The organism is Herbaspirillum camelliae (genome assembly GCF_001929405.1).
Lineage (GTDB): Bacteria > Pseudomonadota > Gammaproteobacteria > Burkholderiales > Burkholderiaceae_D > Herbaspirillum > Herbaspirillum seropedicae.
This window is the reverse complement of sequence record NZ_KV880769.1, coordinates 3,206,927-3,233,162: the sequence shown is the minus strand read 5'-3', so window position 1 is coordinate 3,233,162 and position 26,236 is coordinate 3,206,927. Positions and strand designations below refer to the sequence as shown.

Here is a 26,236-nt window from a genome sequence, read left to right as displayed (position 1 = left end):
AGCCTGCGCAGACGAGCAGGATACCTAGCGTTTTGATCAGCATGATGGCCCCCATCGATGTGGATGACCTATCCTAGCCCCGGAGCTGGCGCAGTTTGAGTGTCTCTTGGTGCAGGATTGTTCGTATATGTGGCTTGCCCGACTGATCAAAAAGACACATCCTTGTCATACGGTCGCGCTATGCTGGCTCCCGCTACGCGCCAAACCCCACAACAATATCCGACAGGAATCCATCCATGAGCAAGCACGACGACGATATCGCCGGCAGCCAGCCCGCGTCCTCCGATCCTACCCAGCCTGTGCAGCAACCCAGCCGCCGCCGCTTCCTGGGCGGCATGGCGGCCCTGGGCGCTGGCAGCGCGCTGGCCGGCTGCGCCACCGACGGCCAGGGCAGCGCACCGCCGCCCAGCGGCAATCCGGCCGAGGCCGCTGCGCTGGACCGCGCGCTGCGCGAACAGGTCAAGACCATCGTGGTGATCTACGCCGAGAACCGCAGCTTCAACAACCTCTTCGCCGACTTCCCCGGCCTGGAAAAGCCGCTGTCTGCGCTCAAGCCCTCGGACTACCAGCAGCGTGACCGCGATGGCAGCCTGTTGAAGCAACTGCCCCCGGCCTGGAGCGGCGTGGTGAACCAGGAGCAGACCATCGAAGGCGTGACCTACGAGGCCGGCAAGCAGTACCAGACCAACCTGCCCAATGCCCCTTATGCCCTGAAGGGCCCGCAAGGCGAAGCCCTGCCGCTGGGCCTGGTCACGCGCGACCTGTGGCATGTGTTCTACCAGAACCAGATGCAGATCAACGGCGGCAAGAACGATGGCTTCGTGGCCTGGGCCGATTCCGGTGGCCTCACCATGGGGCACTATGCCGACACCCGCTACAACCTGCGCCTGTGGGATGTGGCGCGCGAGTTCGTGCTGTGCGACAACTTCTTCCAGGGCGCTTTCGGTGGCTCCTTCCTGAACCACCAGTACCTGATCTGCGCCACCGCGCCCTACTATCCCAACGTGATGAACTCGGTCTCGCGCACGCAAGTGGCCAAGACCAAGAACAATGACCCGCTCTCGCCGGAACTGGTGCCTGCCGAAGGCAGCCCGACCAGCGCCCTGCAAGGTCCGCCCAAGTTCGGCCCCAGCGCACTGACCCCGGACGGCTACGCCGTCAACACCATGGCCCCGCCCTACTGGCCGACCTGGAGCCGCGACCGCAACAATCCGGCCTATGCCGAACCCAACCAGCCCAGCGTGCTGGTGCCGCAGACGCACGAACACATCGGCGACAAGCTCAACAAGAAGGGCATCGACTGGGCCTGGTATGCCGGCGCCTGGCAGGCCACGCTGGATGAGTTCAAGGATTCCAAGGGCATCCCCAAGATTCCCAATTTCCAGTATCACCACCAGCCCTTCAACTACTTCAAGAACCTGGGTCCGGAAAACCCCGCCGAGCGCAACAAGCGCCTGCGCGACGGCGGCCTGGGTGATGAAGCCCGCACCAACCGCTTCCTGGCCGATGTCGAGGCCGGCCGCCTGCCGCCGGTGACCTTCTACAAGCCGCAGGGCAACCTCAACCTGCATGCCGGCTATGCCGACATCGCCTCCGGCGACCGTCACATCGCCCACATCATCAAGAGCCTGCAGGCCAGCCCGCAGTGGAAGAACATGGTGGTGGTCATCACCGTCGACGAAAACGGCGGCTGGTGGGATCACGTCGCCCCGCCCAAGGGTGACCGCTGGGGGCCGGGCACACGCGTACCCGCGCTGGTGGTCTCGCCCTTCGCGCGCAAGGGGACCGTGGACCACACGGTCTATGACACGGCGTCCATCCTGCGCCTGATCACCCGCACCTTCGACCTGGAGAAGCTGGACGGACTCAAGCAGCGTGACGAGGCCATGATTGCGCGCGGGCAGCAGCCCATGGGGGATCTCACCAATGCGCTGCAATTGAAAGCGTAAATCGTTTCAGTGGTCCCCTTTCGCCTGCGTTTGCAGGAGATGCCCCGAAGGCAAAACAGCCATCGGGGCATTTTTGCATTTCAGGGAAGCGGGGAAGTGACTCCTAGCTGGTCAGCACTGAAAACATGAGCCCGGCAAAGACCGGGACGGCACAGGCGATGGATTCAGAGCATGATAAAGTACCGGGCTACCGTCTTCGGGCGGTTTTGCATCAGTCGCATCACTGCGCCTTGCAGCCTGCTTACTGGGGAAATTCGTGAAAATTGAGTCGATCAGATTAAAAAACTACAAGACATTCCGTGATGTGCATCTCACGGACATTCCGCCATTCCTGGTCGTGGTCGGAGCAAATGGCGCGGGGAAATCCACGCTTTTTGACGTCTTCGGATTTCTCCACGATTGCCTCAAAGGCAACGTCAGGCAAGCGCTGGATAAACGTGGTCGCTTCAGGGAAGTGCTCAGCCGAGGGGTTCCTGAAAACGAGAGCATCCTCATCGAGATCCAATATCGCATGCCCATTACCAATGTGGAGCGGCTCGTCACTTACTCCCTGGAGATTGCAGAGCAGGATGGCTTACCCTTCGTCAAACGCGAAGTCTTGCGTTACAAGCGTGGTCGCTATGGCAGTCCTTACCGCTTCCTGGACTTCACGAACGGGGCGGGATTCGCCATCACCAACGAAGAGGATTTTCATCAGCCGGACGAATCGCTGGATCGCGAACATCAGACCGTAGCCCCGTACACCTTGGCCATCAAGGGCCTCGGACAGTTCGAACGTTTCAAGGCAGCTAACGCGTTTCGACAGCTGATCGAGTCTTGGCATGTATCGGATTTCCATATCTCCGCAGCGCGAGGCCGCAAGGAAGCTGCCGGAGATTCAGAGCATCTTTCAGAAACGGGCGACAATCTTCCACGGGTGGCCTTGCATCTTCATGAGAGATATCCAGAGAAGTTTCAGGAAATTCTGCAGATCATGGCGCATCGGGTTCCTGGCATCAGCCGCATCGAACCGAGACTGATGGATGATGGTTATCTCACCCTCAGATTCCAGGACGGCTCCTTCAAGACGCCGTTCCTCGATCGATACGTGTCAGATGGGACGATAAAAATGTTCGCCTATCTGGTTTTACTGCATGATCCGCATCCTCATCCTTTGCTGTGCGTCGAAGAGCCGGAAAATCAGCTTTATCCGAAACTGATGACTGAGCTGGCAGAAGAATTCCGTCTCTATTCCACGCGCGGGCAAGTTCTGGTCTCAACGCATTCGCCAGACTTCTTGAACGCCTTGCAGTTGGAAGAAGTCTGCTGGCTGGTGAAGAAGGATGGCGCCAGCGAGATCCGCCGCGCCAAGGATGACGCGCAAATTGCAAGGTACATGAGCGAGGGGGATCAGCTCGGCTACTTGTGGAAACAGGGATTTTTTGAAGGGGCCGATCCGCAATGAGACCGGAGCTCGTCTTTCTGCTGGAAGAAGCGTCAGCCAAAGCGATGCTGGAGACGCTGTTACCCAGGGTGTTGAATCCACATGTTCATCACCGGCTCATCCCCTTCGAAGGGAAGCAAGATTTGGAAAAGCAGCTGGAGCGCAAGCTGCGAGGTTACCTGAACCCTGACGCGCGCTTTCTGGTCATGCGTGACCAGGATAGCCACGCCGACTGCAAGGCGCTGAAGGCTGGCCTTCTTGCACGATGCGAGGCAGCAGGCAAAGGCAAGGTCTCACTGGTGCGCATTGCATGTCGCGAACTGGAGAGCTTCTATCTCGCTGATCTGGCCGCCGTGGAATCCACGCTGAACATCCAGGGTCTGAGCAAGCATCAAGAGACTGCAAAATACCGCGACCCAGACAGGCTTGGCTCCCCGAGCGCAGAGCTCGGAGAACTGACGCGCGGGAGGTACCAGAAAGTGGGTGGATCAAGAATGCTGGGCTCTCGCTTGAATCTTGAGAATGCGCGCTCTCCCAGCTTCGCCAATCTGATCCGTGGAATCAGACGATTGGAACAACAGCTCCTGAGCTTACAAAGATAGCCACTCTCCTCCTGCTCACGCCAGCCAAGGCGGCGCAGCCTCCAGCAAGCTGATCTTGCGGGGAATGAGCCGAAGGTCGAGGAAGGTGTCGGCGATCTGCTGCTGCTCGTCGAGGATGGCGCGGGTGATGGGCAGCGTGCCATAGTGATATCGCCGCACCACCACGTCCAGCACGCTCCTGGGCAAGCCCAGGATGCCGGCCAGCTCGCTGGCGTATTCATCGGGCCGGGCCTTGGCCCATTCGTCGATCTTGCCCAGCTCTTCCAGCGCGGTGCGCAGCAGGTCGGCGTTGTCGCGGGCATAGTCCCGGGTCGAGAAATAGTAGGCGCGGTTCTTGACCACGCCATCGGCATCAGCCAGGATGCGCGCCTTCAGACCCTGCTGGGCGGCGGCCAGGTAGGGTTCCCAGATCGCCCAGGCATCGACCGCGCCACGCTCGAAAGCGGCGCGGGCATCGGCCGGAGCCAGCCACACCGGAGTGACGTCGCCGTATTTCAGCCCATGCTTTTCCAGCAACTTGACCAGGAAGTAATGCACATTGGAGCCCTTGTTCAAGGCGATGCGCTTGCCCTTCAACTGCTGCGGTCGCTGCAGCTCGCTGTCGTCCTTCACCAGCACCGCTTCCACGTACGGCCGCGGCACCGTCGCGCCGACATACACCAGCGGCGTGCCTGCCGCCTGCGCAAAGATGGGCGGCGCTTCACCGACATCGCCAAAGTCGATGGAACCCGCTCCCAAGGCCTCCAGCTGCACCGGACCCGCACTGAACTCCACCCACTTCACCGTGGCCCCCAAGGGAGCCAGGCGCTGCTCCAGCACGCCGTGGGCGCGGATGAGACCGAGCGCGCCCTTCTGATAGCCCACCCGCAACTGACGGGGCGCAGCCGCGTGCGCCAATGAGGGCAAGCTCGCCCCGGCGGCGGCAGCAGCCCCCAGCGTCACCGCGCCGGCGATGAGACGGCGGCGGCGTGGGTTCGTTACGGTGGTCTGGATGGCCTTGTTTCTTTGTGCTTGGTCATGCGGCATGCGGGCTCCGAAATCTCGTTGGTCAGGGAAAAGTCTGAGCGATGAGATTAGCCATGCCGGCCAGTGATGCGAACGAATTGTTCCGCCAGTGCATAGAAGAAAAGCGGATAAGCCATCCGGCATGGCTGCGCACGTACTGAAACCCAGTCACATTCATTTATATCACGTTGTGATATATTTGCGCCTTATCCCTTTACCATGGCGACTTCTTGATCGATCAACATGATCCAAAGAAAGCGCCCACCCGCTTCTCCACGATGAAACACAAACGCGACTACACAGCCGACCGGCGGCTGCCCTACCTGTGCGCGATCGCCCTGCCGATCGGCCTGCTGTCCACCGGCGCGGCCTGGCTGCTGCTCAAGCTCATTGCGCTGTTCACCAATCTGTTCTATTTCCAGCGCCTGTCGCTGGCCGCCAGCACGCCCGCCACCCATACACTGGGCTGGATCGCCGCCCTGCTGCCCATCGCCGGCGGGCTCATCGTGGGCCTGATGGCGCGTTATGGCAGCGACAAGATCCGTGGCCACGGCATTCCTGAAGCGATTGAAGCCATCCTCTTCGGCAAGAGCCGCATGTCGCCCAAGGTCGCGCTGCTCAAGCCCCTGTCATCGGGCATCGTGATCGGCAGCGGCGGCCCCTTCGGCGCGGAAGGCCCGATCATCATGACGGGCGGCGCCATCGGCTCGCTGCTGGCGCAGTTGCTGCACCTGACCGCCGCCGAGCGCAAAACCTTGCTGGTGGCCGGCGCCTGCGCCGGCATGACGGCCATCTTCGGCACGCCCCTGGCGGCGGTGCTGCTGGCCGTCGAGCTGCTGCTGTTCGAACTGAAGCCGCGCAGCCTCTTGCCGGTGGCGCTGGCGTGCGCGGTGGCCGGCTTCGTAAGGCCTTGGCTGGTGGAGGCCGGCCCACTCTTTCCCATGGAGGTCGCAGCGCCCACCCCGGTGGCGCTGCTCTCCTGCCTGGTGGCCGGCCTGGCCAGCGGCGTGCTGGCCGCCGCCCTGACGCTGGCCCTGTATCGCATCGAAGATGGCTTCCACCGCCTGCGGCTGCACTGGATGTGGTGGCCGGCGCTGGGCGGCATTGCGGTGGGCCAGGGCGGCCTGTTGCAACCGCGCGCGCTGGGGGTGGGCTATGACGTCATCGGCGACCTGCTGCACCAGCATATGCTGCTGTCGGCGGCGCTGGCCCTGCTGTTGGTGAAGGCCGTGATCTGGCTGCTGGCGCTGGGCTCGGGCACCTCAGGCGGGGTATTGGCGCCGTTGCTGATGCTGGGCGCGGGCCTGGGGCTGGTGCTCTCGCCCTGGCTGCCGGGCGGGTCCGATGGCCTGTGGCCGCTGGTCTGCATGGCTGGGGTGCTGGGCAGTGTGCTGGGTGCGCCGTTGACGGCGATCGTCTTCGCTTTTGGCCTGACCCACGCCAGCCAGGCCTTGCTGCCCCTCATCGCCACCACCGCCGTGGCCTATGGCGTGAATGTGCTGCTGATGAAACGCTCCATCATGACCGAGAAGATCGCCCGGCGCGGCCTGCACGTCCATCGTGAATATGGCGTCGATCCGCTCGAACGCATGCATGTGGAAGAGCTGATGACCGCCGCTCCGCAGACGCTGGCCGGCGCCCTGCCCGCCGCCGAGGCGCTGGCCTGGTGCCGCGCGCAGGCGCATGTGCATCGCTATTATCCGGTCACCGATGGCGTGCATCTGGTAGGCATGCTGGCGCTGCGTGCGCTGGAACATGCCGATGCCTCCCAGCCCTGCGACACCCTTGCCCAGGGACATGAACACTATCTGCTGCCGCACATGAGCGCTCGCAGCGCAGCGGGGATGATGGCTCGCCTGGGCGTGGCGCGCTTGCCGGTGGTAGCAGGACCGGAGCGACGCAAGCTGGTGGGCGTGCTATCCCTGTCGGACCTGGCCCGCGCCAGCGCCGCGCATGCCGAAGAAGAATCGGTCAGGGAAAAGTTGCTGGGCAGTTAAGCTGAAGTCACGTCGGCGCGTCAGACGCCGCCGCTGAGCTTGCACATCAGGTTATCCCGCGAGACCAGCACCACATTGATGCCCGCCGCGCCATTGTCGAGACGGAATTCACTGTTGCCATTGGACAAGGAAATGATGCGCACCGCCCGCGAGGCCGCCTCGGTCAGGACCGTATCGCCGGTCATGTTCAGGCAGGTCAGCACGCAGCCGGCCCCATTGCTGCAACTGCGGGTGATATCGCTGGCCACCGGGGTGGGCGCGGCACTGCCGGCCGGCACTGGCACTGCCGCCGGTCCCGGCGCGGCCACCTGGGCCGAAGCGAACAGGGGCGAGAGCCCCAGCAGCAGCGCCGCCAGCAGCAGCGAGGATGAAAAGGACCGGGCCTGATGCATGGCGTAACTCCCCTCAGAGGAACGATAAGTCCCCTATTTCAACACAAACGTCGTGCCAACGAAAAGGGGGCGCACCTCCTTGCGAAAGTGCGCCCAAACGTCAGCCCCCCTCAGGGCTCCCGGTAACCGCACTGCCCGAAGTGCGCCATGGGCGCAGACTTTGACGGGCAGCTGGCATGGGAGAACTTTAACTTCCTGCGCTGATGGTCGATATCAGGAGCTTCCTGATGAGGCCGCATTGAGACTCAGGAAATTCCCTAGCTGCCGTGACGGGCTGATTTTGCTGCAGATCAAATGGCGCAGAGAGTGCATATGGATAGACGCAATGATTGTTTGCAACATGGTGCGGGAAGGGTTAAAGTCATTTCCAGAGCAGATTCACTAGGCGGCGCCACTTTTCAGATAGAACTGGGCGCCGCGAATCTCTCTGCCTTGCTCCTCGCCCCCCCCTGCTTTCCAGCCAGTTGCCCGCACCGGGCCACAGCGGCCTGCCCTCTACCCGCAGCACGATCCAACACCATGGCAGCATTTTTGATAGCATGCGCACATGGATACCTCGAACACCCCCGAATTGAGCGCCCTGGTCGACACGGCCGGACTGGGCCTGTCAGCCGTCGTGGCCGGGCTGCGTACCTCGCGCGAAGTGACCAACAAGATCCGCTATCGCGGCGAGATCCGCGAACTGCCCTCGCGCGAGGCCATGCACAAGCTCCTGCAACACCTGCAGGCAGCGCTGTTTCCCACGCATTACGGCCATACAGACCTGTCGGACGAGACCATTGATTATTTCGTCGGCAGCCAGTTGAATACTGGCCTGAGCATCCTGAAGGAGCAAGTGCGGCGCAGCCTCTACTTCAGCAGCGATGTGCAGGAAGATGCGCCGTTGCGGGAACAGGCCGCTCATATCACGCGCGACTTCGCCCACCAGTTGCCGGCCGTGCGCGACGTGCTGGTCAGCGATATCCAGGCGGCTTATCACGGCGACCCGGCGGCCTCGAGCATTTCGGAAATTCTGCTGTGCTATCCCGGCACGACGGCGATCATCTACCATCGCCTGGCGCACGCCCTGCATCAACTGGGCGCGCCCTTGCTGGCGCGCCTGATTGCCGATATCGCGCACTCGGCCACCGGCATCGACATTCATCCGGCTGCCCAGATCGGCCCCAGCTTCTTCATCGACCACGGCACTGGCGTGGTCATCGGCGAGACCACCATCATTGGCCGCAACGTGCGCCTGTACCAGGCGGTGACGCTGGGCGCCAAGCGTTTCCCGCAGGAACCGGATGGCTCGCTGGTCAAGGGCATTCCGCGCCATCCCATCGTGGAAGACGATGTGGTGGTCTATGCCGGCGCGACCCTGCTGGGCCGCATCACCATCGGCCGAGGCTCGGTGATCGGCGGCAATGTCTGGCTGACCCACAGCGTGCCGGCCGGCAGCAATATCTCGCAGGCGGAGATGCTCAGCGACTGCCGCCAGCCCTGAACCTGGCCGGCTTCAGCCGCCCAGGCCCAGCCAGTGTTGCAGCAGGAACAACAAGCCCAGCACCGACAGACCGAGCAGGAAGGCAGCGCCGATGGTCCGGCCTTCCGCAGGAAGCAGCGGCTCGGTCGCAAAGTGGCCGAGCTCCTGGTAGATGTGATGATCGTTCATGAGCGCTCCTGACAACGGCAAGGAAGGGATCAGGGGCATGCTAGTCAAGCCGGGCCTGCCTGTGAACGAAGCAATGAGCAGATCGATATCCACAGCGCGCATAAGGCGCAACGCCTGCTCAACCCTGGCTCAACCCTGGCTCGACGCGGGGACCGCAGGGACCGGCGCCGGCGCCCGCCCGCAAGCGATGGCCGCGAGCGCCAGCGCCGAGGCGGCCAGGCTGTAGAGCCACAAGGAAGACATCACCGGCAACAGCAAACCGGCCAGCATCGGTCCCATCCCCGCCCCGATATCACGCCAGATCGCCCGTCCCGCCAGGGCGTGCACGCGCTGCTCCGGTGCCGTACGGGCAGCCACGATGGGAGCCAGCAGCGGCAGTTGCAGCGCCCGCAGTATCACGATCACCCCCGCGAACAGCCATAGCAGCCCGCCCCCGAAGCCGACCAGGGCCACGCAGGTGGCCAGCGACAGCGTCACCAGCACCTTGACCGCACCGAACCGTTCGGCCAGCCATCCGCCCAGGGGGCTGAGGACGATCTCGCCGGCATAGCGCAAGGCCATCAGCACCCCGGCCACCAGTTCGCCATCGGCGCCGAAAGACTGCTTGCTCATGTAGGCCAGGCCGACGATGAACAGCCCATCCAGCGTCAAGCCCTCCAGGAAAGACCACCAGTCCAGCGCATTGGGCAGCTTCCAGCGGCGCGGCTGTGGCGGTGCGTAGGCGTGCTGCGGCAGGCGCCGCGCCGCCAGCAGGCCCAGCAGCGCCGTCGCGGCCACCAGCGCGAACACCAGGCGCGGCCCGATCTGCGGCGCCAGCAGCGCCGCCGTCGGTAGCCACAGCATGGGCCCGATGGCGATCACGCCACGCGAGCGCCCCGAGCGTCGCGCCGCGCCTTGCGGGTTGGAGGTGGACATGGCCTGGGTGGAAAGATTGAGACCGGCGAAGGCCATGCCCCACAGCAGGCGCAGCGGCAGCAGCGCCCAGAAACCGCTGGCCATCGTATAGCCCAGTGCGCACACGATCGCGGCGCAGACCGCCAGGGTGCAGGTGGGGCGATCACCGCGCTGGGCGTAGAAGCGGGCGACCCAGCGGTAGCCGGCGATGCGCACCAGCCGGTTGGCCGCCAGCAGCACACCGGCCTCGGCCAGGCTGACGTGGAACTGGTCGGCGTACATCGGCAAGAGCAGGTAGAGGACGATATCGCAGGGCAAGGCGGCCGAGAGCGACATGGCGGCGTGGCGCGAGTGGAGGTCGGCCTGGCGGAGGTCTGGCGTGGTCATGGCGCTGATGATGCGCCGCGCGCGCGGGGGCTGACAACCGATATTAATTCCGGGCATGCGTGATAATATCTGACGCATGGCCGACCTCACCCTTCCGCTCAACGCCATCCGCGCGTTTCTGGCCGCGGCCCGTCACCAGAGTTTCACGCTTGCGGCGCACGAGCTCAATGTCACGCATGGCGCCATCAGTCGCCAGATCAAGAATCTCGAAGGCTATCTCGGCATGCCGCTGTTTGAGCGGCGCACGCGGCAGGTGTTGCTGACGGAGCGGGGCCGGCAGTTCTTCGAGGAGGCCAGCCCGGCGCTGGAGATCCTGGCCAATGCCGCGCGGCGGGTGATGCGCGACGCACCGACGCGCACGGTGGTGATCAATGTGCGGCCTTCCTTTGCGGTGCGCTGGCTGATTCCGCATCTTTCCGATTTCGTGGAGCGTTATCCGGGCATTGCGCCGCAGGTGGTGACCAGTACGGCGACGGTGGGCAAGGCGGGTTCTTCGTTTGATATCGCGGTCCGCCGGGGTGAGACCAATTGGCCGGAGACGCTGAAGGTGCAGCGCTTCATGGAGGATGAGCTGGTGCTGGTGGCTTCTCCTGCGCTGTTGCAGGCGGCGCCGCTGGAAGATGTGTCCGGGCTGGCCAGGCATACGGTGCTGCTCTCGCGCAGTCGGCGCAATGACTGGGAGGACTGGCGCAAGCTGGCGGGATTGAGGCGGTCTCGTTCTCAGGCGATGCTGCATTTCGATCATGTGCATTTTGTGTTGCAGGCGGTGGTGGATGGGCTGGGGGTGGCCTTGTCGCCTGTTTCGCTGGCGGACAATGATCTTCGTTCCGGGCGGCTGGTGTGTCCTTTCCCGGACTTGCGCTTGACGTTGGCGCCCTACTATCTCGGGATCAATGCTCAGGCTGGTTCTGAGGCTCAGCTGTTTGCCAGATGGCTGGCTGAGTATCGGGGGGCTTCGTTGATGTTTGCTGGTGGGTGATGCTTGCTCTTGTCTTGTCTTGTCTTGGCGGGCTGTTGCTGTGGTTGTTAGTTTTTGGGTAGTCTGCACGGAATTTCTTCCTGCGCTCTAGCTTAATTCTTATCTTTCTCCGGTCGGGAGAACGCGCCGGGGGCGGCCCGGCAGCCGCTCACTTTTCTTGTCTCGCCAAGAAAAGTAAGCAAAAGAAGGCGACCGCTACTGCCCCGCCCTCCTTCGGAGGGTCCCCGCGTCAGCGCACATAAAAACGGGAAAAATAGAGTCGCTTCGCTCCGACTATTTTTCTGATCCGTTTTTATGCGCGCTGACGCGGCGGGTCAGAAGCGGACGGCTTGTCCGGCTCGCCTTCGGCATCGCCGAGGGCTCGCTGGCGCTTCGGCTCTCTTCGATCACATACTTTCGTACTTTTTAGTTTCGTCTTTCTCTTTCTCTTTCTCTTTATATCTCTTCCCTGCCTTTGTTTTTCTTCTAAATAATTTCCTCCCGTTCGGACTAAGTAGTCGCGCAGCGACGTATCGAAGGCGCACCGTCCCAAGCCAAAGCCGAAGGCGAGTAGGAGAAGTGCGAGGCCGAAGGCGAGCCCGTTCAGGTTTTTCCCCTTAGAGCCAGCCGCCGCAGTGGAGCGAAAAGTGGATCAGAAAAATAGTCGGAGCGAAGCGACTCTATTTTTCCCACTTTTTGCTCCACTGCGGCGGGAACCCTCCGAAGGAGGGCTGGATCTTAGGGGTCGCCTTCTTTTGCTTACTTTTCTTGGCGAGACAAGAAAAGTGAGCGGCTGCCGGGCCGCCCCCGGCGCGTCCTCCCGACCGGAGAAAGATAATAATTAAGCTAGAGCGCAGGAAGAAATCCCGTGCAGACTACCCAAAACCTAACAACCACAACAACAATCCGCCAAGACACCCAAAACCAAAAACCAAAAACCAAAAACCAACTAAGAAAAGAAGAAAACATTCTTAGCCACAATCGAACCAGAGCGCTCTAATAACGCCAACCTCCCGAACATATGCAAAAGGAAACACGGCATGTCATTAGAACTCTTCTGGTTCCTCCCCACCTCAGGCGACACCCGCTACCTGGGCAAATCCGACTTCGGCCGCGCCCCCACACTGGAGTACATGCGCCAGATCGCCGTCACCAGCGAGACCTTGGGTTATGACGGCCTGTTGATCCCCACAGGCGCCTCCTGCCTGGACCCATGGGTAGTGGCCGCCAGCCTGGTCCCGGTCACCCAGCGCATCAAGCTGCTAGTGGCATTGAGAACATCGCTAGGCGGCCCCGGCCCCTCAGCAAGACAAGCCGCCACCCTGGACCAGGCCTTGAACGGCCGCCTGCTGCTCAATGTCGTCCCCGGCGGCGACGCCACCGAACTCGAAGCCGACGGCGTCTTCCTAAAGCACGACGAACGCTACGAAGCCGCCGACGAATACCTCACCATCTGGCGCAAGCTGCTCCAGGGCGAGACCGTCAACTACGAAGGCAAACACTTCCGCATCCGCAACGGCCAACTGTTCCACCCCGCCGTGCAACAGCCCTACCCACCGCTCTACTTCGGCGGTTCCTCCCCCGCCGCCCACGACCTCGCCGCCAAACACGTAGACGCCTACCTCACCTGGGGCGAGCCCCCGGCCGCGGTCAGACAGAAGATCGACGACGTGCGCGAACGCGCCGCCCGACAAGGCCGCACCGTGCGCTTCGGCGTACGCCTGCACGCCATCGTGCGCGAAACCACCGCCGAAGCCTGGACGGCAGCCGAACGCCTCATCAGCAAACTCACCGACGAAGACATCGCCCGCGCCCAGCAGAACTACGCCAGGATGGATTCAGTAGGACAACAGAGAATGGCGGCCCTGCACGGCGGCCGCCGCGACAAGCTGGAAATCTCCCCCAACCTGTGGGCCGGCGTGGGACTGGTGCGCGGCGGGGCCGGCACCTCGCTGGTGGGCGACGCCGCCACGGTGGCCGAACGCCTGCAGGAATATGCGGACCTGGGCGTGGATACCTTCGTGCTGTCCGGCTACCCGCACCTGGAAGAAGCGATCCGCTTCGCCGAACTGGTCTTCCCGCTCCTGGGCAAGAACGCGGTCACCTTGCGTGACCGTGCACAAACCGGCGGCGCCTTCGATATCCGCGCCGCCGCTTCGGCTTCCTGAACGAAGAACCGCGTCAGGAAATCAGCTCGAGATAGCCCGCCGCATCAAGGAAACCGTCCGCCGAAAACGGCGCGGCCGGCTTGAGCTTGAAGATCCATTGCTCATACGGCGCGCCATTGATGGCGTCGGGCGTCTCCACCAGCAGCGCGTTGACGGCGACGACCTCGCCATCGACGGGCGCATGCAGGTCCGACGCCGTCTTGTTGGATTCGACGATGCCCGACTCGGCGCCGCGCGCCAAGACCTTGCCCACCGCCGGCATGTCCACATACACCAGCGGCCCCAACTGCTCCTGGCCGAAATCGGTAATGCCGATGGTCAGCGTGCCATCGTCTTCGAGCTTGACCCACTCATGGGTCTGGGCATAGACCAGATGATCCGGAATGTGCATCCCTGTCTCCTTATGGAAATGATTGCATCAACATGATTGCGTCAGCACGCAAATGCCTTACTTCGCTTCGGCCTTGCTGCCATCGGCAAACACCGGCTCGCCCAGGTTGAGCATGAGGCGATTGGCCCAGGCAAAGATGGCCACCGAATGGATCAGGTCCAGCACTTCCAGCTCGCTCAGGCCGACGTCATAGAGCGCCTTGATCTGCGCGACGCTGACATCACCCGGCGTCTCGGTCAGCTCGGCCGAGAACTTGGCGATGGCCTGCTCGCGCGCATCCACGCCAGCGCCATAAGGCGTATCGAAGACCTGGCGCACCGTATCGTTACGCTTGGCCAGCTGTTCGAAACGCTGTGCATGCACCGAGGCGCAATACACGCAGCCATTGATGCGCGAGACCACCAGCGAACCCAGCTCGCGCTCGGCGCGCGGCAGGCCGCCGGGCGCGTACATGATGGCGTTGAAGGCGGCCGAACGCTGCCGCAGGATGTCGGGCTGGTGCGCCAGGAACAGGTAGTAGTCCGAGGTCTTGGCCTTGGGATGGCTTTCTTCCAGCACCTTGATCTGGTCTGCGCTGGCAGCCTCCAGCTGGATCACGTCCAGCCAGGCATCCCACTCCAGGGTTTCATTGGTAAAGCCGTTGGCCTTGATGATGTCGCTCATGCGGCTCTCCTTACTGGGCAGCGGCAGCACGCATGGCCTTCAGGCCAGCGACCACGCGCAATTGATAGGACACGAAGGCGATCAGCTGCGACAACGCCACCACGGCGGGCGTACTGATGCCGGCAGCGGGCAGCTTTTCGATGGCGGCCTTGTCGCCTTCCACCGGACGCTGCGTGAGCGCGCGCGTGAAGACCAGCATGGCGCGCAGACGGCCTTCGGGCAATTGCTCAGGCTCGCCGGTCTCGGCGGCGGCCAGTTGTGCCGCCTCCACCGAGATGACCAACGCGCGCGCACGATAGTGCGCTACCAGGTCGTCTGCACCGGCCAGGCGGCAGGCATACAGCGCCACCAGCAGGCGTTCGTCCAGGCCGATGCCTTCCAGCGCCGGATCGAACAGGGTGTCGTAGCTGCCTTGCGAGGCCACCGCGACCTTGTCGCGTTGGTGCCGCAGGCTATGCAGCGCACTGCCGACGGACAGGCCGGCGAGTTGGTCGATGACATCGGCGTGGATGTCGTAGACGGGGGTAGTCATGAAGTCTCCTTGGGGGATGAATGCCTGGTCAGCGCATCGCGCAGGAAATGCTGCGCCTGCTGCCAGGAGTCGAGATCAGCGCGGGCGTTCGCCGCCGCTTCGCCGCCACCGGTGCTGATGCGCCCGGATACCGGGTGGGCATAGGCGGTCTGCGTGGTCGGCACGAACGGGAACAGGATGGAGTGGCCGGCATTGGCGTAATTGCGCCAGAGCACCGGCCACGGATGGGCGACCTCCGCGAGCTTGTCGCGCACCATGCCGCAATACAGGCTGGAAGGCCAGGAGCCGTCATCGGTGGCCGACAGCAGCAACACGGGCGCGGCGATTTTTTCGACCGGAATGCGCGCACGCGCCACCGCCTCTTCGTCCTGCAAGGCGGTCAGCATGGCCAGTTCATGACGATGCGGCGCGGGGCCCTCGTCGAAGGGCGCCCAGCTGGCGGTCCGATTGTCCTGCCACTGGTGCGGCAGCGGCTGGCCGCGCAGCAGCCAGGTCGGCCCTTCGCGGCCGATGGCAGGATCGGCTGCGTTCTGGCCGCTGTGCACCAGCGCGCTGGGCACATAGGCCAACACCGCCGAGACCTTCTGCGGGAAGGTTGCGCCCAGCAGCAAGACCAGCTCGCCGCCGCGCGACTGGCCGCTGATGGCGACGAAGTCATGCAAGGGCCTGACTTCGGCACGCAACCAGTCAAGGCCGCGCTCGAAATATTCCAGCGGGGTATTGGAGATGTAATCCGACAGGCCCGGCGCCTTGAAGTAAGCCAGTGCAAAGGCCGCGTAACCGCGCGAGGCATACAGCGCCGCGCGTGGCTCGTTGATGCCGCCGCCCGATCCGTTGAGGATCATCACGGCTGGATGCGGCCCGGGCGTGGCCGGCAGGAAGAGCGTGCCGACCAGGCCCAGCTCGCGCACTTCACGGCGGGTCACGCCCGCGCCCGCCAGACGCTGCACCAGCGTCGTGCTGGCCGGGGTGCAGGGCGGCAGTCCCGGCTGGTCCAGTGCAGAAACGGTCAGCGTGGTTTCCAGCGGCGTCATCACATTGGCGTGGAACTGATCGCGCCGCCCGGCCTGCACCGGCTTCTGCGACCACAGCAAACCCATCGGGTCGATGCCGTAGTAGTCGCCGTCGATGGCCGGGTTCATGCTCACATCCACATTGCCATGGGCGTCCGCGATGTAGCAGGCCGTGCTGCGCCACTGCGTTCCATTGCGCAGCGTGGAAGAGGAAATCCGCACCGGCTCGCCCGGATGCGCACCCCGCACGATGATGCGGCGAGGCACGTCGATCAGGTCGTCGGCCGGGCTGACGTCGATGGAGAAGTTGGGCATGGCCTTACTTCTTGTCCTCGGTCACCATCATGGCGGTGGTGCGGTCGCTGCTGATGGGGGTGACCTTCAGGCCCTTCTTGGCGGCCCAGATGTTCTGGTAGTGGTACAGCGGAATCACGCCCACTTCCTCCGAGACGGTCTTGGCGGCGCCGCGCAGGATGGCTTCGCGCTTGGCCGCATCGAATTCAGCGGTGGAATCGGCCAGGGCCTTGTCCACGGCGGGGCTGCTGTAATGGTTCCAGTTGGAAGCTCCGATACCCTTCTTGGGATCGACCGAACCCAGCACGTTGACCAGCGCGTAACTGGCTTCGCCCGTACCGTTCCCCCAGGCCAGCACCGAGACGGCGAACTCGTTCTTGTTGGCGCGCGAGGAATACGCGGCCCAGGGCAGCACTTCCACCTGGGTCTTGATGCCGATGCGGGTCCAGAACTGGGCCACGGCCTGCATGGTCTCCGGCGCTTGCGGATAGCGGTCGTTGGGCACGTGCAAGGTCAGCTTGAAGCCGTCGGGGAAGCCGGCCTCGGCCAGCAGCTTCTTGGCCTGTGCAGCGTCGAAGGGGATGTTCTTGATCTCCGGGTTGTAGCCGAAGGTGTCAGCCGGCATCCATTGGTTGGCCTCGGTGGCCGCGCCCTGCAGGATGCGGTCGATCAGGGCCTTGCGGTTGATGGCCAGCGACATGGCGCGACGCACGCGCACGTCCAGCAGCGGGTTCTTGTCCAGCTGCTTGCCGTTGTTGTCGGTGATGAAGGGGCTGGGGCCTTGATGGAAACTCGGCTGGATCAGCAGCACGCGCAGACCGTTGTAGGGATAGACCTTGACGTTGGGCGACTGCTTCAGCTTGGCCAGGTCGGACACCGAGACCTTGTCGATCACGTCCACATCGCCGGAGAGCAGCGCAGCAGTGCGCGCCGCACCGTTGTTGATGTAGCGGTAGTTGACCTTTTCCCACAGCGGCTTGCCGTTCCAGTAGTCGTCGTTACGCTGCATCACCACGCGGTCGCCCGGGGTGTAGGAAACGAACTTGTAGGGGCCGGTGCCGATCACCGCTGCGCCGCTGTTGTAGTTCTCGGTGGTGGACTTCTCTCCAATGTGCTTGCTGACGATGTGCACCGAGGCCAGGTTCAGTGGCAGGTCCGGGTTAGGGATATTGGTCTTGATGACCAGGGTCAGCGGGTCCTTGGCGGTCACCGATTCGACGGTGCGCAGGTAGCCGGCGAAGGTCGCTACGCTGCCCGGCACCGCACGGGCGCGCTGGTAGGAGAAGATCACGTCATCGGCGGTAAAGGGCTTGCCGTCCTGCCACTTGACGTTGGGACGCAGCTTGAACTCCCAGGTCTTGGGGTCGATGTTCTTCCAGCTCACGGCCAGGCCCGGCACCAGCTTGTTGTAGTCGTTCTGGACCAGCAGGTCCCAGAAATGCAGATCCACCGAGCGGTCGCCGGCGTGGTTGTTCAACTGCGGGTCCAGCGACGAGAGTGGATCGGCAAAGGCGATATTCAGGTTCTGCGCATGCGCGGCATCGGCGGCGGCAGCCAGGGCTGCGCCGGTCAGGGCGATGGCCAGCAGGCGGGTCAGGAGGGTTTTCTTCATGATCGGGTTCCTCTGTGGTCAAAGTGGAAGCACTGCGGATACATCAACTTGCGGTTTTCTGGCTGGGGTTTCCTGGACGGTTTTTCTGAATTGCCCCGCCCCCTGCTCCCGTTCGGACTGAGTAGCAGCGCAGCTGCGTATCGAAGGCGTGGCTGCCGGGGCATCAGCAGCATCAGCGCCTTCGATACAGCCCCAGGGGGCCTACTCAGTCCGAACGGGAGGGAGAACATTTCAACAAACCTTATCAACGGCCATCGTTGAGATGGCAGGCACTCATATGCCCCGGCGCGATCTCCCGCAGCAAGGGCTGTTCTTCACGGCAACGCTGCGTGGCATGCGGGCAGCGCGGGTTGAAGTGGCAGCCGGTGGGCGGGTTCAGCGGACTGGGGATCTCGCCCTTGATGGCGGTGAATTCCTTCTTGCGCGCCCCCATGCGCGGCACTTCGGCCAGCAGCGCCTGCGTGTAGGGATGGTTGGGCTGGCCGAACAGCGCGGCCACCGGCGCGCTCTCCACCACCCGGCCCAGGTACATGATGACCACGCGGTCCGAGACGTGCTCCACCACGCCCAGGTCATGGCTGATGAAGAGATAGGTCAGACCCAGCTCTTCACGCAGGTCCATGAACAGGTTGAGGATCTGCGCCTGGATGGACACATCCAGCGCCGCCACCGCTTCATCGCAGACCAGCATCTGCGGCTGCACCGCGAGGGCGCGGGCGATGCCGATGCGCTGGCGCTGGCCGCCGGAGAACTGGTGCGGATAACGGTCGCGCAGGGCCGGATCGAGACCGGCGCGCAGCAACTGCTGGCACACGTAGTCATCAAGATTACCCTCGACCTTGCCATTGACCTGCGCCGCTTCACCGACGATCTGATCGATGCGCAAGCGCGGGTTCAGGCTGGCATAGGGATTCTGGAAGATCATCTGTACCTGCAGACGCGCCTCGGCTTCTTCCCTGCTGCTGAGGCTGGCGCGGTCACGGCCGTTGACCAGCACCTGCCCATCGGAGGGATCGAGCAGACCGCAGGCCACCCGGCCCAGGGTGGACTTGCCACAGCCGGATTCGCCCACCAGGCCCACTACCTCGCCAGGCAAGACTTTCAGATCCACCTTATCCAGCGCATGCGTGATGGCGGGCGGACGGCTCCAGCCGCGCGCCTGCAACTGGCGCTGCAGCCAGCCCTGGCGGCGCTCACCGAAGCGGCGGCTGACGGCGCGGGTTTCGATCAGGGGAATGACGGCCTTATCCATGTTGCTCGCTGCTCTGTGTGCTCGGGGTGGGGTGATAGCAGCGCACCCGGTGCGCCGGCAATGGTTCGCTGATCGCGGGGGCCACCAGGCATTGCTGGGAGAGGCGCTCGCAGCGGGCGGCGAAGGCGCAGGTCGGCGGCAGGTGCAAGAGATTGGGCGTCATGCCGGGAATCTGGCGCAAGCGCGCACCGCGCCGGTTGTTGCTGGGCAGGCTGCCGATCAGGCCTTGCGTGTAGGGATGCAGCGGTGCATCCAGCACCACATCCACACTGCCCTGCTCGACGATGCGCCCGGCATACATCACCGCCACTTCATCGGCCAGGCCGGCCACCACTGACAGATCGTGCGTGATCCAGATCAGCGCGGTGCCATGCTGGCGCGCCAGCTTCTGCACTTCCGACAGGATCTGCGCCTGGATGGTCACATCCAGGGCCGTCGTCGGTTCGTCGGCGATGATGAGGTCGGGCTTGTGCAGCATCGCAATGGCAATGGCCACGCGCTGGCGCATGCCGCCCGAGAGTTGATGCGGATAGGCCTGCAACCGTTCTTCCGGACTGGCGATACCCATCATGCCCAGGGTGTCGCGCGCCAGTTCACGGGCCTGCTGACGACTGAGCTTGCTGTGCGCCAGCACGGCGTCGACCATCTGCGCCTCCACCTTCAGGACCGGATTCAAGGTCATCATCGGGTCCTGGAAGATCATGGCGATGCGATTGCCCTGCAGTTCGCGCAGGGACGTCTTGTCCATGCTGACCAGGTCGCGGCCCTGGAACAGGATTTCGCCGCCGACGATGCGGCCCGGCGCATCGACCATGCCGAGGATGGAAAATCCGGTCACGCTCTTGCCCGATCCGGACTCACCGACCAGGCCAAGAATGCGGCCACGGCCGACCGACAGCGACACATCATCGACCGCCGGCAGCACGCCCTCGGGGGTAAAGAAATGCGTGCGCAGATTGCGCACTTCCAGCGTGAGCGCGCTCATTTCTGCCACCGCGGATTGAGGATGTCGCGCAGGCGGTCGCCGACCAGGTTGATGGCCACGATCACCACCACCAGCGTAATGCCGGGATAGAAGCTGATCCAGTATTCGCCCGAGAGCATGTATTGGTATCCATTGGAAATGAGCAGGCCCAGCGAGGGTTCGGTAATGGGCACGCCCAGGCCGAGGAAGGACAAGGTCGCTTCCAGCGTGATGGCGCGCGCCACCTGCAAGGTGCCGATGACGATCAGCGGCGGCAGGCAGTTGGGCAGGATGTGGCGCACCATGATGCGCCAGGACGACAGGTTCAGCCCGCGCGCGGCCTCCACGTATTCCTTGCGTCGCTCCACCAGCGCCTGGCCGCGTGCGGTGCGGGCGTAATAAGCCCACTCCAGCACCACCAGCGTCGCCATCACGTTGAAGATGCCCTTGCCCACATAGGCCAGGATCAGCATCGCCACCAGGATGGAGGGGAAGGACAGCACCAGGTCGGCAAAGCGCATGAGCAGCGTATCGACCTTGCCGCCGGCGTACGCAGCCAGGAGCCCGATGAGCGTGCCGATCACGCCAGCGATCAGGGCCGAGCCCACGCCGATGCCCACGCTGATACGCAGGCCATAGATGATGGCCGAGAACAGGTCGCGTCCCTGACCATCAGTCCCGAGCCAGTAGGTAAACGTACCATCACCATTGAGGGTACCTGGATGCTGGCGCGAATCGAGGAAGTTCAATTGCGCCAGGTCATAGGGATTCTGCGGGGTGATCCAGGGCGCGGCGATGGCGCCGACGATCAGCAAGAGCACGATCACCAGCCCCAGCATGGCCGAGCGCGAAGCCACGAAGTGGCGCATCACGCGCCGCCAGGGCGATTCGCGGCGCGGGGCCTGGAAGGCCGACAGCTCGGCCGCGCAGGCGCGCACCTGTTCTTGCGTCATGCTCACTTCGGTCTGCGGCGCGCTCATGGCTTGGCCTCCACCCGCACGCGCGGGTCCAGTAACTTGTAGAGCACATCCACCACCAGGTTGATGGTGACGAACATGCAGACGATCACCATCAGGTAAGCCACGATCACCGGGCGATCCAGCGCATTGATGCTGTCGAGGATCAGCTTGCCCGCGCCGGGCCAGGCAAAGATGCTTTCTGTGACGACCGCAAAGGCAATCGTGGAGCCGAACTCCAGCCCCACCACCGTCACCAGCGGAATGAGGGTATTGCGCAGCACGTACATCAGCACCACGCGCGCCGGCGAGAGCCCCTTGGCGCGGGCGAACTTGACGAAGTCCATCGGCAGCACCTCGCGCACATTGGCGCGGGTGAGACGTATGACCAGTGAAATCTTGAACAAGGACAGATTGATCGCCGGCAGGATCATGTGACGCCAGCCATCAGCCGTCAGCCACGACCATTGCACGCCGAAGAGTTCAGCGGTCTGGCCCCGTCCGCCCGAGGGCAGCCAGCCCAGCGTCACCGAAAAGGCCATGATCAGCATCAGGCCGATCCAGAAGGTCGGCAGCGAAAAGCCGAAGATGCTGGTGGTCATGACCAGGCGCGAGAACGGATGATCCGGCTTCATGCCCGCGAACAGGCCCAGCGGCACGCCCACCACCAAGGCCAGCAACAGCGCCGCGCAGGCCAGCTCGAGGGTGGCCGGCAGACGCTGGAAGATCAGCAGGATGGCCGGGGTGTTATAGACGAAGCTGTTGCCCAGGTTGCCATGCAGCGCGCCATTGAGGAAGGCCAGGTACTGACGCCAGACCGGCTGGTCCAGCCCCAGTTCCTTGATGATGCGCAGACGGTCGACCTGGTCGACATCCTGGCCGATCAGGATATCGACAGGGTTGCCGATCATGTGCAGGCCGAAGAAGACGATCACCGTCATCAACAGCACCACCATCAGCGCCTGCAACACGCTCCGGGCAATGGCGCCACTCATGCCGGCAGCTCCCAGGGCGACTCGGTCCACTCGTCGCCTTCCAGCTCGGGCTCTTCATAGGCCTGGATATTGCGGTAGTGGTATTCGATATCTTCACGGTACATCAACGCAGCAATACCCTGCGCCAGACGATAGGCGCCATCGCTGATGGCGGGGATGTCGCCAGAGACGGTGCCGTGGCTGGCTGCGGCCGGATAGCAGAAGCAATGCACACGCTCCAGTCCCGGCAGGCTGCCCGGGGTCTTTTGCTGGAATTCGAACACCGGTCCCAGATAGGGCGAGTCGGCCAGCTCCTGGTCTTCTTCGCCGGCGGGCGGGGTGTAGCGGTCGCTCCAGTTGAGGATGTGCGGGGCGATGTCCTTGAATTCGCGGCGCAGGCTCCAGTCGATCTTGAAGCCGGTGGAGAAGAACAGGAAATCCAGCTCCAGCGGGCCGCGATTGGTGTGCAGCAGCAGCGCGCCATCTGGCTGGATCTGCACCGACTCGATCGCCGTGCCCAGCAGGAAGCGCGCATTGGCAAAGCGCGAGACGCGGCGGGTGCTGCCCGAGGGCGGCGGCACCTGCTGCGCATTGACGTAATGGCGGATGCGCCATTTCCATTCATCCGGCAGATGCAGGTGGCCATTGACCAGGCCGGGGCTGCCCGAGCCCTTGCCCTTGTTGATGCGCGGCAGGTCCTTGCGGCGGATCAGCATATCCACGCGGGCCGCGCCCTCTTCCAGCGCGGTCGCCGCGCTGTCCATGGCTGAAGCGCCGCCGCCGATCACGCCCACGCGCTTGCCCTTGAGGCTGGCGTAGTCGAACAGGTCGGAAGAATGCGCCCAGCGCTCACGCGGCAATTGATCGGCCAGCGGCGGCAGGTAAGCGCCGCCCAGCCCATCACGGCCGGTCGCCACCACCACGCGGCGCGCCAGCACGGTGGAGGCGCCCGACGGTGATTGCAATTGCAATGCCACGATGCCATCGGCACGCGGCTGCACGGCCAGCACGCGATGCTCGTTGCGGATATCGAGCTGCATCACGCGGCGGAACCAGCGCAGGTAATCCATCCATTGCAGGCGCGGGATCTTGTCCAGCGCCTCCCACGCATCCAGGCCGAACTGCGCCTCGAACCAGGCGCGGAAGGTCAGCGCCGGGAAGCCCAGCGCCGGGCCGGTCAGGGTCTTGGGCGAGCGCAGGGTTTCCATGCGCGCCGTGGTGGCCCAGGGGCCTTCGAAGTCCTTGGGCGACTGGTCGTAGATCACATTGGCAATGCCCAGGTGCGACAGCGCCACCGAAGCGGCCATGCCGGCCTGGCCGCCACCGATGATGGCCACGTCGAGCACCGGCACGCCGTCGCGCTCGATCTGCGGCGTCCACGACTTGCCGGGCAGGGCCAGCCATTGCAGGTCCTGGCGCAGACGCGCCTCCAGTGCCGCCAGCCCTTGCGGGGGCGCAGCGCAGGTGGCGTCGGTTGGGGTCGGTTCGGTGTCTTGCATATCGCCTCGTCAAAAGCATGAAAAGACGCCACAGGCCACGGCCTGAGATCGTCTGATTTCGGGTTTTATGATGCAACGCCCTTCCCGGTTGACGCTGCTGCCTGCTGCCTGCTGCGGTACTGCTTACTGCGAAATCATTTATAACAATTCATCATGCAGGCTGGCGTCGCGCTTGACGAAGCCCTGCAAGGTGGTGCGCGCGGCCTGTTCGACCGCGTCGATCAGGCGCTCCGTGACGCCCTCGACCGGCTTGCCATAGGGCGTGACCACGCCAAAGTAGAACGGAATCTCCACCGCCAGGCGCTTGACCACCATGCCTTCGATGGGCATGCCATAGGCCGTGGCCGGCTCCACCAGCGCCACGCCCAATCCGGCGCGGGCCGCCATGATGGCGTTGAAGGAAGTATTGGTATCGATGGCCACATCCAGCTGGCTGTCTTCGCCCAGCGCCAGTTCCACGCGCTGGCGCAGGCGATAGCGGTTGGACATGGTGATGACGCGCTGGCCGCGCAAGGCGGCGCGGGTCAGCTTGTCCTTGCCGGCCAGGGGATGATCGGCGCGCACCACGGCCACGCAGGGCGCTTCGCCGATCCAGTGCAGGTCCAGCCCGCGATGGGCCACCGGCAGCGAAGTCAGGCCCAGGCTGACGGTGCGATGCAGGACCGCATGCACGACCTGCTCGGCCGAGGCGCTGCGCAGGTGGACGTGTTCGGGAAAGGCATACCGCCCGTCGGCCGCCAGCAATTGCAGGGCCGCCGGGGCGATGGTCGAGGCCAGCGCGGGCGTGGCCACCAGGTGGACCGGATGGACTTCTTCGCGGGCGATTTCCTGGGCGCGTTCGCGGATGCTGCGCAGGCCCACCAGCGAGCGCTCCACTTCTTCATAGAGCAGGAAGGCCTTGGCCGTGGGTGTCACGCGCGGGCCGTTGCGGTCGAACAGGGCATAGCCCAGCTCGCTCTCGAGGTCGCCGATGGCCTTGCTGACCGCCGGCTGCGAACGGCCCAGGCTGCGCCCGGCGCCGGTCACGCTCCCCAGGGTCATTACCGCTGCAAAGGCTTCCAGCTGGTTCAGGTCCATCGAAATCGGATTCCTTGATCAAAGTGCTTGCATATGTTTTTCGAATTATAGGTTTGTCTGTATTCTATTTCAGTATAATAATTTTGTATAAGCTAATGCGCCGCTAGCGCCAAGGCCGGGAAGCCTTGCCGACGGTGCCTCTGCATCGATTGCCTGAAAGAAACACGTAAACCGTATATACAAATAGCGGCAAATTCGTTTTCCAGATAAGGCAAGCGGCGTAATGTTGGCCTGTGGTACCCGCCCTGCCCCTGGATCACCTCATTCTCCGGATCGCATCATGAACGCCCCTGCCCCCTGTCGCCCGCCGGCTGATCTTCGTTTTCCCATCTACCTGGACTATGGCGCGACCACGCCGGTCGATCCCCAGGTGGCGCGGGTGATGTGCGATTTCCTCACGGACAAGTTCGGCAATGCCGCCAGCAGTTCCCATCCCTTCGGCTGGGAAGCGCGACGCGCCGTGGAACAGGCGCGCGCCCAGGTGGCGGGCCTGGTCGGTGCGCAGCCGGGCGAGATCGTCTGGACCTCCGGCGCGACCGAATCCAACAACCTGGCCCTCAAGGGCACAGCCTATGCGCTGCGCGCACAGGGGCGCGGCAATCACCTCATTACCGTCCCCACCGAGCACAAGGCCGTGCTCGATACCATGCATACGCTGGAAAAGGCGGGCTTTGAAGTTACCTACCTGCAACCCGGACCGGATGGCCTGGTCACCCCACAACAGCTGCGCGCCGCGCTGCGGCCCGATACCCTGCTGGCGTCGGTGATGTACGTGAACAACGAGATCGGCGTCATCCAGCCCATTGCCGAGCTGGGCGAGATCTGCGCGGCCCACGGCGTGGTCTTCCACGTCGATGCGGTGCAGGCGGCGGGCAAGATCGCCATCGACCTGACCCGGCTGAAGGTGGACCTGATGTCCTTCTCGGCGCACAAGGTCTACGGTCCCAAGGGAATCGGCGCGCTCTATGTGCGCCACAATCCTGACCTCAAGCTGCAAGCCCAGATCGACGGCGGCGGCCATGAAAACGGCATGCGCTCGGGCACCCTGGCCACCCACCAGATCGTGGGCATGGGCGAGGCCTTCGCCCTGGCAGGCCGCTTGCTGGAAGAAGAAAGCCGCCGCATCGGCGCGCTGCGCGACCGGCTATGGGCCGGGCTGGCCGACCTGCCCGGCGTGCAGTTGAACGGCTGCGCCCGCCAGCGCGTGCCGCACAATCTCAACGTCAGCTTCCCGCCGACCCGTCACGGCACGCTGGGCAGCCAGTTGCTGGGCATCGCCGTATCGGCCGGTTCGGCCTGCAATTCCGCCGCCGCTGCCCCCTCCTTCGTGCTGCTGGCCATCGGCCGCTCGCCGGACGTGGCGCGCAATGCCGTACGCTTCTCGCTGGGGCGCGGCACCACCGAGGCCGAGATCGACTACGTCGTGGCGACGGTACGGCAGGGGCTGGCCCACGAGGCCTACCTGGCAAGAACCGAAGCCCTGGCCAGCGCGGCCTGAGACGGGCGTATCCTCCCTCCCCCTTCCTTCCTCCCAGCCGGCGAGGATGGGAGGGGGTATCATCATGCTTTTATCTCATAAGCTA

Annotated in this window: 23 protein-coding genes; 8 read left to right on the top strand and 15 right to left on the bottom strand. The window is 63.9% G+C overall.

Annotated elements, in window-relative coordinates; all coding sequences use genetic code 11:
- Positions 1-236 precede the first annotated feature (236 nt).
- The 3 genes from BGK68_RS14295 (at position 237) to BGK68_RS14285 (ending at position 3,974) form a co-directional block, all read left to right on the top strand.
- A complete protein-coding gene (locus BGK68_RS14295; RefSeq protein WP_075257657.1) occupies positions 237-1,949 on the top strand; it encodes an acid phosphatase in 1,713 nt (570 codons plus the stop codon).
- Positions 1,950-2,205: 256 nt separating this feature from the next.
- Complete coding sequence (locus BGK68_RS14290) at positions 2,206-3,393, top strand: AAA family ATPase (protein WP_075257656.1); 1,188 nt, start codon at positions 2,206-2,208, stop codon at positions 3,391-3,393.
- Complete coding sequence (locus BGK68_RS14285) at positions 3,390-3,974, top strand: DUF4276 family protein (RefSeq protein WP_075257655.1); 585 nt, start codon at positions 3,390-3,392, stop codon at positions 3,972-3,974. The genes BGK68_RS14290 and BGK68_RS14285 overlap by 4 nt, the downstream gene beginning before the upstream one ends.
- Before the next feature lie 15 nt (positions 3,975-3,989).
- Here the strand turns inward: BGK68_RS14285 and BGK68_RS14280 are convergent, their stop codons facing one another.
- Positions 3,990-5,000: a sulfonate ABC transporter substrate-binding protein gene (locus tag BGK68_RS14280; RefSeq protein WP_075257654.1), complete on the bottom strand. Its 1,011-nt coding sequence runs from the start codon at positions 4,998-5,000 to the stop codon at positions 3,990-3,992.
- Between the two features lie 257 nt (positions 5,001-5,257).
- On the opposite strand from BGK68_RS14280, the gene BGK68_RS14275 reads away from it, so the two are divergent.
- Entirely contained in the window at positions 5,258-6,976 is a 1,719-nt protein-coding gene (locus BGK68_RS14275) for a chloride channel protein (protein WP_075257653.1), read from the top strand.
- A gap of 20 nt (positions 6,977-6,996) precedes the next feature.
- On the opposite strand, the gene BGK68_RS14270 is transcribed toward BGK68_RS14275, so the two are convergent.
- Positions 6,997-7,368, bottom strand: coding sequence for a hypothetical protein (locus tag BGK68_RS14270; protein WP_075257652.1), 372 nt, complete (start codon positions 7,366-7,368; stop codon positions 6,997-6,999).
- 547 nt (positions 7,369-7,915) lie between these two features.
- On the opposite strand from BGK68_RS14270, the gene epsC reads away from it, so the two are divergent.
- Positions 7,916-8,851: a serine O-acetyltransferase EpsC gene (gene epsC, locus BGK68_RS14265; protein ID WP_083657813.1), complete on the top strand. Its 936-nt coding sequence runs from the start codon at positions 7,916-7,918 to the stop codon at positions 8,849-8,851.
- A gap of 12 nt (positions 8,852-8,863) precedes the next feature.
- Here the strand turns inward: epsC and BGK68_RS28020 are convergent, their stop codons facing one another.
- Together BGK68_RS28020 and BGK68_RS14260 are read right to left on the bottom strand one after the other, a co-directional pair.
- Entirely contained in the window at positions 8,864-9,019 is a 156-nt protein-coding gene (locus BGK68_RS28020) for a hypothetical protein (protein WP_197516784.1), read from the bottom strand.
- A 129-nt stretch (positions 9,020-9,148) separates the two neighbouring features.
- Complete coding sequence (locus BGK68_RS14260) at positions 9,149-10,300, bottom strand: MFS transporter (protein ID WP_075257651.1); 1,152 nt, start codon at positions 10,298-10,300, stop codon at positions 9,149-9,151.
- A 76-nt stretch (positions 10,301-10,376) separates the two neighbouring features.
- Between BGK68_RS14260 and BGK68_RS14255 the strand changes: the two genes are divergently transcribed.
- Entirely contained in the window at positions 10,377-11,279 is a 903-nt protein-coding gene (locus BGK68_RS14255; RefSeq protein ID WP_075257650.1) for a LysR substrate-binding domain-containing protein, read from the top strand.
- A gap of 1,019 nt (positions 11,280-12,298) precedes the next feature.
- Positions 12,299-13,426, top strand: a complete 1,128-nt coding sequence (gene ssuD / locus BGK68_RS14250) for an FMNH2-dependent alkanesulfonate monooxygenase (protein WP_075257649.1) — start codon at positions 12,299-12,301, stop codon at positions 13,424-13,426.
- Positions 13,427-13,439: 13 nt separating this feature from the next.
- Here ssuD and BGK68_RS14245 read toward each other — a convergent pair whose 3' ends face one another.
- From BGK68_RS14245 to BGK68_RS14195, 11 genes are all read right to left on the bottom strand, one after another.
- Entirely contained in the window at positions 13,440-13,817 is a 378-nt protein-coding gene (locus tag BGK68_RS14245; RefSeq protein ID WP_075257648.1) for a glycine cleavage system protein H, read from the bottom strand.
- A 57-nt stretch (positions 13,818-13,874) separates the two neighbouring features.
- Positions 13,875-14,480 carry a peroxidase-related enzyme gene (locus tag BGK68_RS14240; protein WP_075257647.1) on the bottom strand — a complete coding sequence of 202 codons (606 nt, stop codon included), beginning with the start codon at positions 14,478-14,480 and terminating at the stop codon, positions 13,875-13,877.
- Positions 14,481-14,490: 10 nt separating this feature from the next.
- A complete protein-coding gene (locus tag BGK68_RS14235; protein WP_013233584.1) occupies positions 14,491-15,012 on the bottom strand; it encodes a CMD domain protein in 522 nt (173 codons plus the stop codon).
- Positions 15,009-16,340, bottom strand: a complete 1,332-nt coding sequence (locus tag BGK68_RS14230) for an acyl-CoA thioesterase/BAAT N-terminal domain-containing protein (protein ID WP_075257646.1) — start codon at positions 16,338-16,340, stop codon at positions 15,009-15,011. Before BGK68_RS14230 ends, BGK68_RS14235 begins: the two co-directional genes overlap by 4 nt.
- Before the next feature lie 4 nt (positions 16,341-16,344).
- The gene (locus BGK68_RS14225; protein ID WP_083657812.1) at positions 16,345-17,931 is read right to left on the bottom strand and encodes an ABC transporter substrate-binding protein; all 1,587 of its coding nucleotides are present in this window, start codon (positions 17,929-17,931) and stop codon (positions 16,345-16,347) included.
- Between the two features lie 244 nt (positions 17,932-18,175).
- A complete protein-coding gene (locus BGK68_RS14220; RefSeq protein ID WP_075257645.1) occupies positions 18,176-19,183 on the bottom strand; it encodes an ABC transporter ATP-binding protein in 1,008 nt (335 codons plus the stop codon).
- Positions 19,176-20,168 (bottom strand): ABC transporter ATP-binding protein, encoded by a 993-nt coding sequence (locus BGK68_RS14215; protein ID WP_075257644.1) that lies wholly within the window; start codon positions 20,166-20,168, stop codon positions 19,176-19,178. The genes BGK68_RS14220 and BGK68_RS14215 overlap by 8 nt, the downstream gene beginning before the upstream one ends.
- Positions 20,165-21,127 carry an ABC transporter permease gene (locus BGK68_RS14210; protein WP_075257643.1) on the bottom strand — a complete coding sequence of 321 codons (963 nt, stop codon included), beginning with the start codon at positions 21,125-21,127 and terminating at the stop codon, positions 20,165-20,167. The genes BGK68_RS14215 and BGK68_RS14210 overlap by 4 nt, the downstream gene beginning before the upstream one ends.
- Positions 21,124-22,098, bottom strand: a complete 975-nt coding sequence (locus BGK68_RS14205; RefSeq protein WP_075257642.1) for an ABC transporter permease — start codon at positions 22,096-22,098, stop codon at positions 21,124-21,126. Before BGK68_RS14205 ends, BGK68_RS14210 begins: the two co-directional genes overlap by 4 nt.
- The gene (locus BGK68_RS14200) at positions 22,095-23,576 is read right to left on the bottom strand and encodes an NAD(P)-binding domain-containing protein (RefSeq protein ID WP_075257641.1); all 1,482 of its coding nucleotides are present in this window, start codon (positions 23,574-23,576) and stop codon (positions 22,095-22,097) included. The genes BGK68_RS14205 and BGK68_RS14200 overlap by 4 nt, the downstream gene beginning before the upstream one ends.
- A gap of 138 nt (positions 23,577-23,714) precedes the next feature.
- On the bottom strand, positions 23,715-24,653 hold the full coding sequence (locus BGK68_RS14195) for a LysR family transcriptional regulator (RefSeq protein WP_075257640.1): 939 nt from the start codon (positions 24,651-24,653) through the stop codon (positions 23,715-23,717).
- A gap of 280 nt (positions 24,654-24,933) precedes the next feature.
- Between BGK68_RS14195 and BGK68_RS14190 the strand changes: the two genes are divergently transcribed.
- A complete protein-coding gene (locus BGK68_RS14190) occupies positions 24,934-26,151 on the top strand; it encodes an aminotransferase class V-fold PLP-dependent enzyme (protein ID WP_075257639.1) in 1,218 nt (405 codons plus the stop codon).
- Positions 26,152-26,236: the final 85 nt, after the last annotated feature.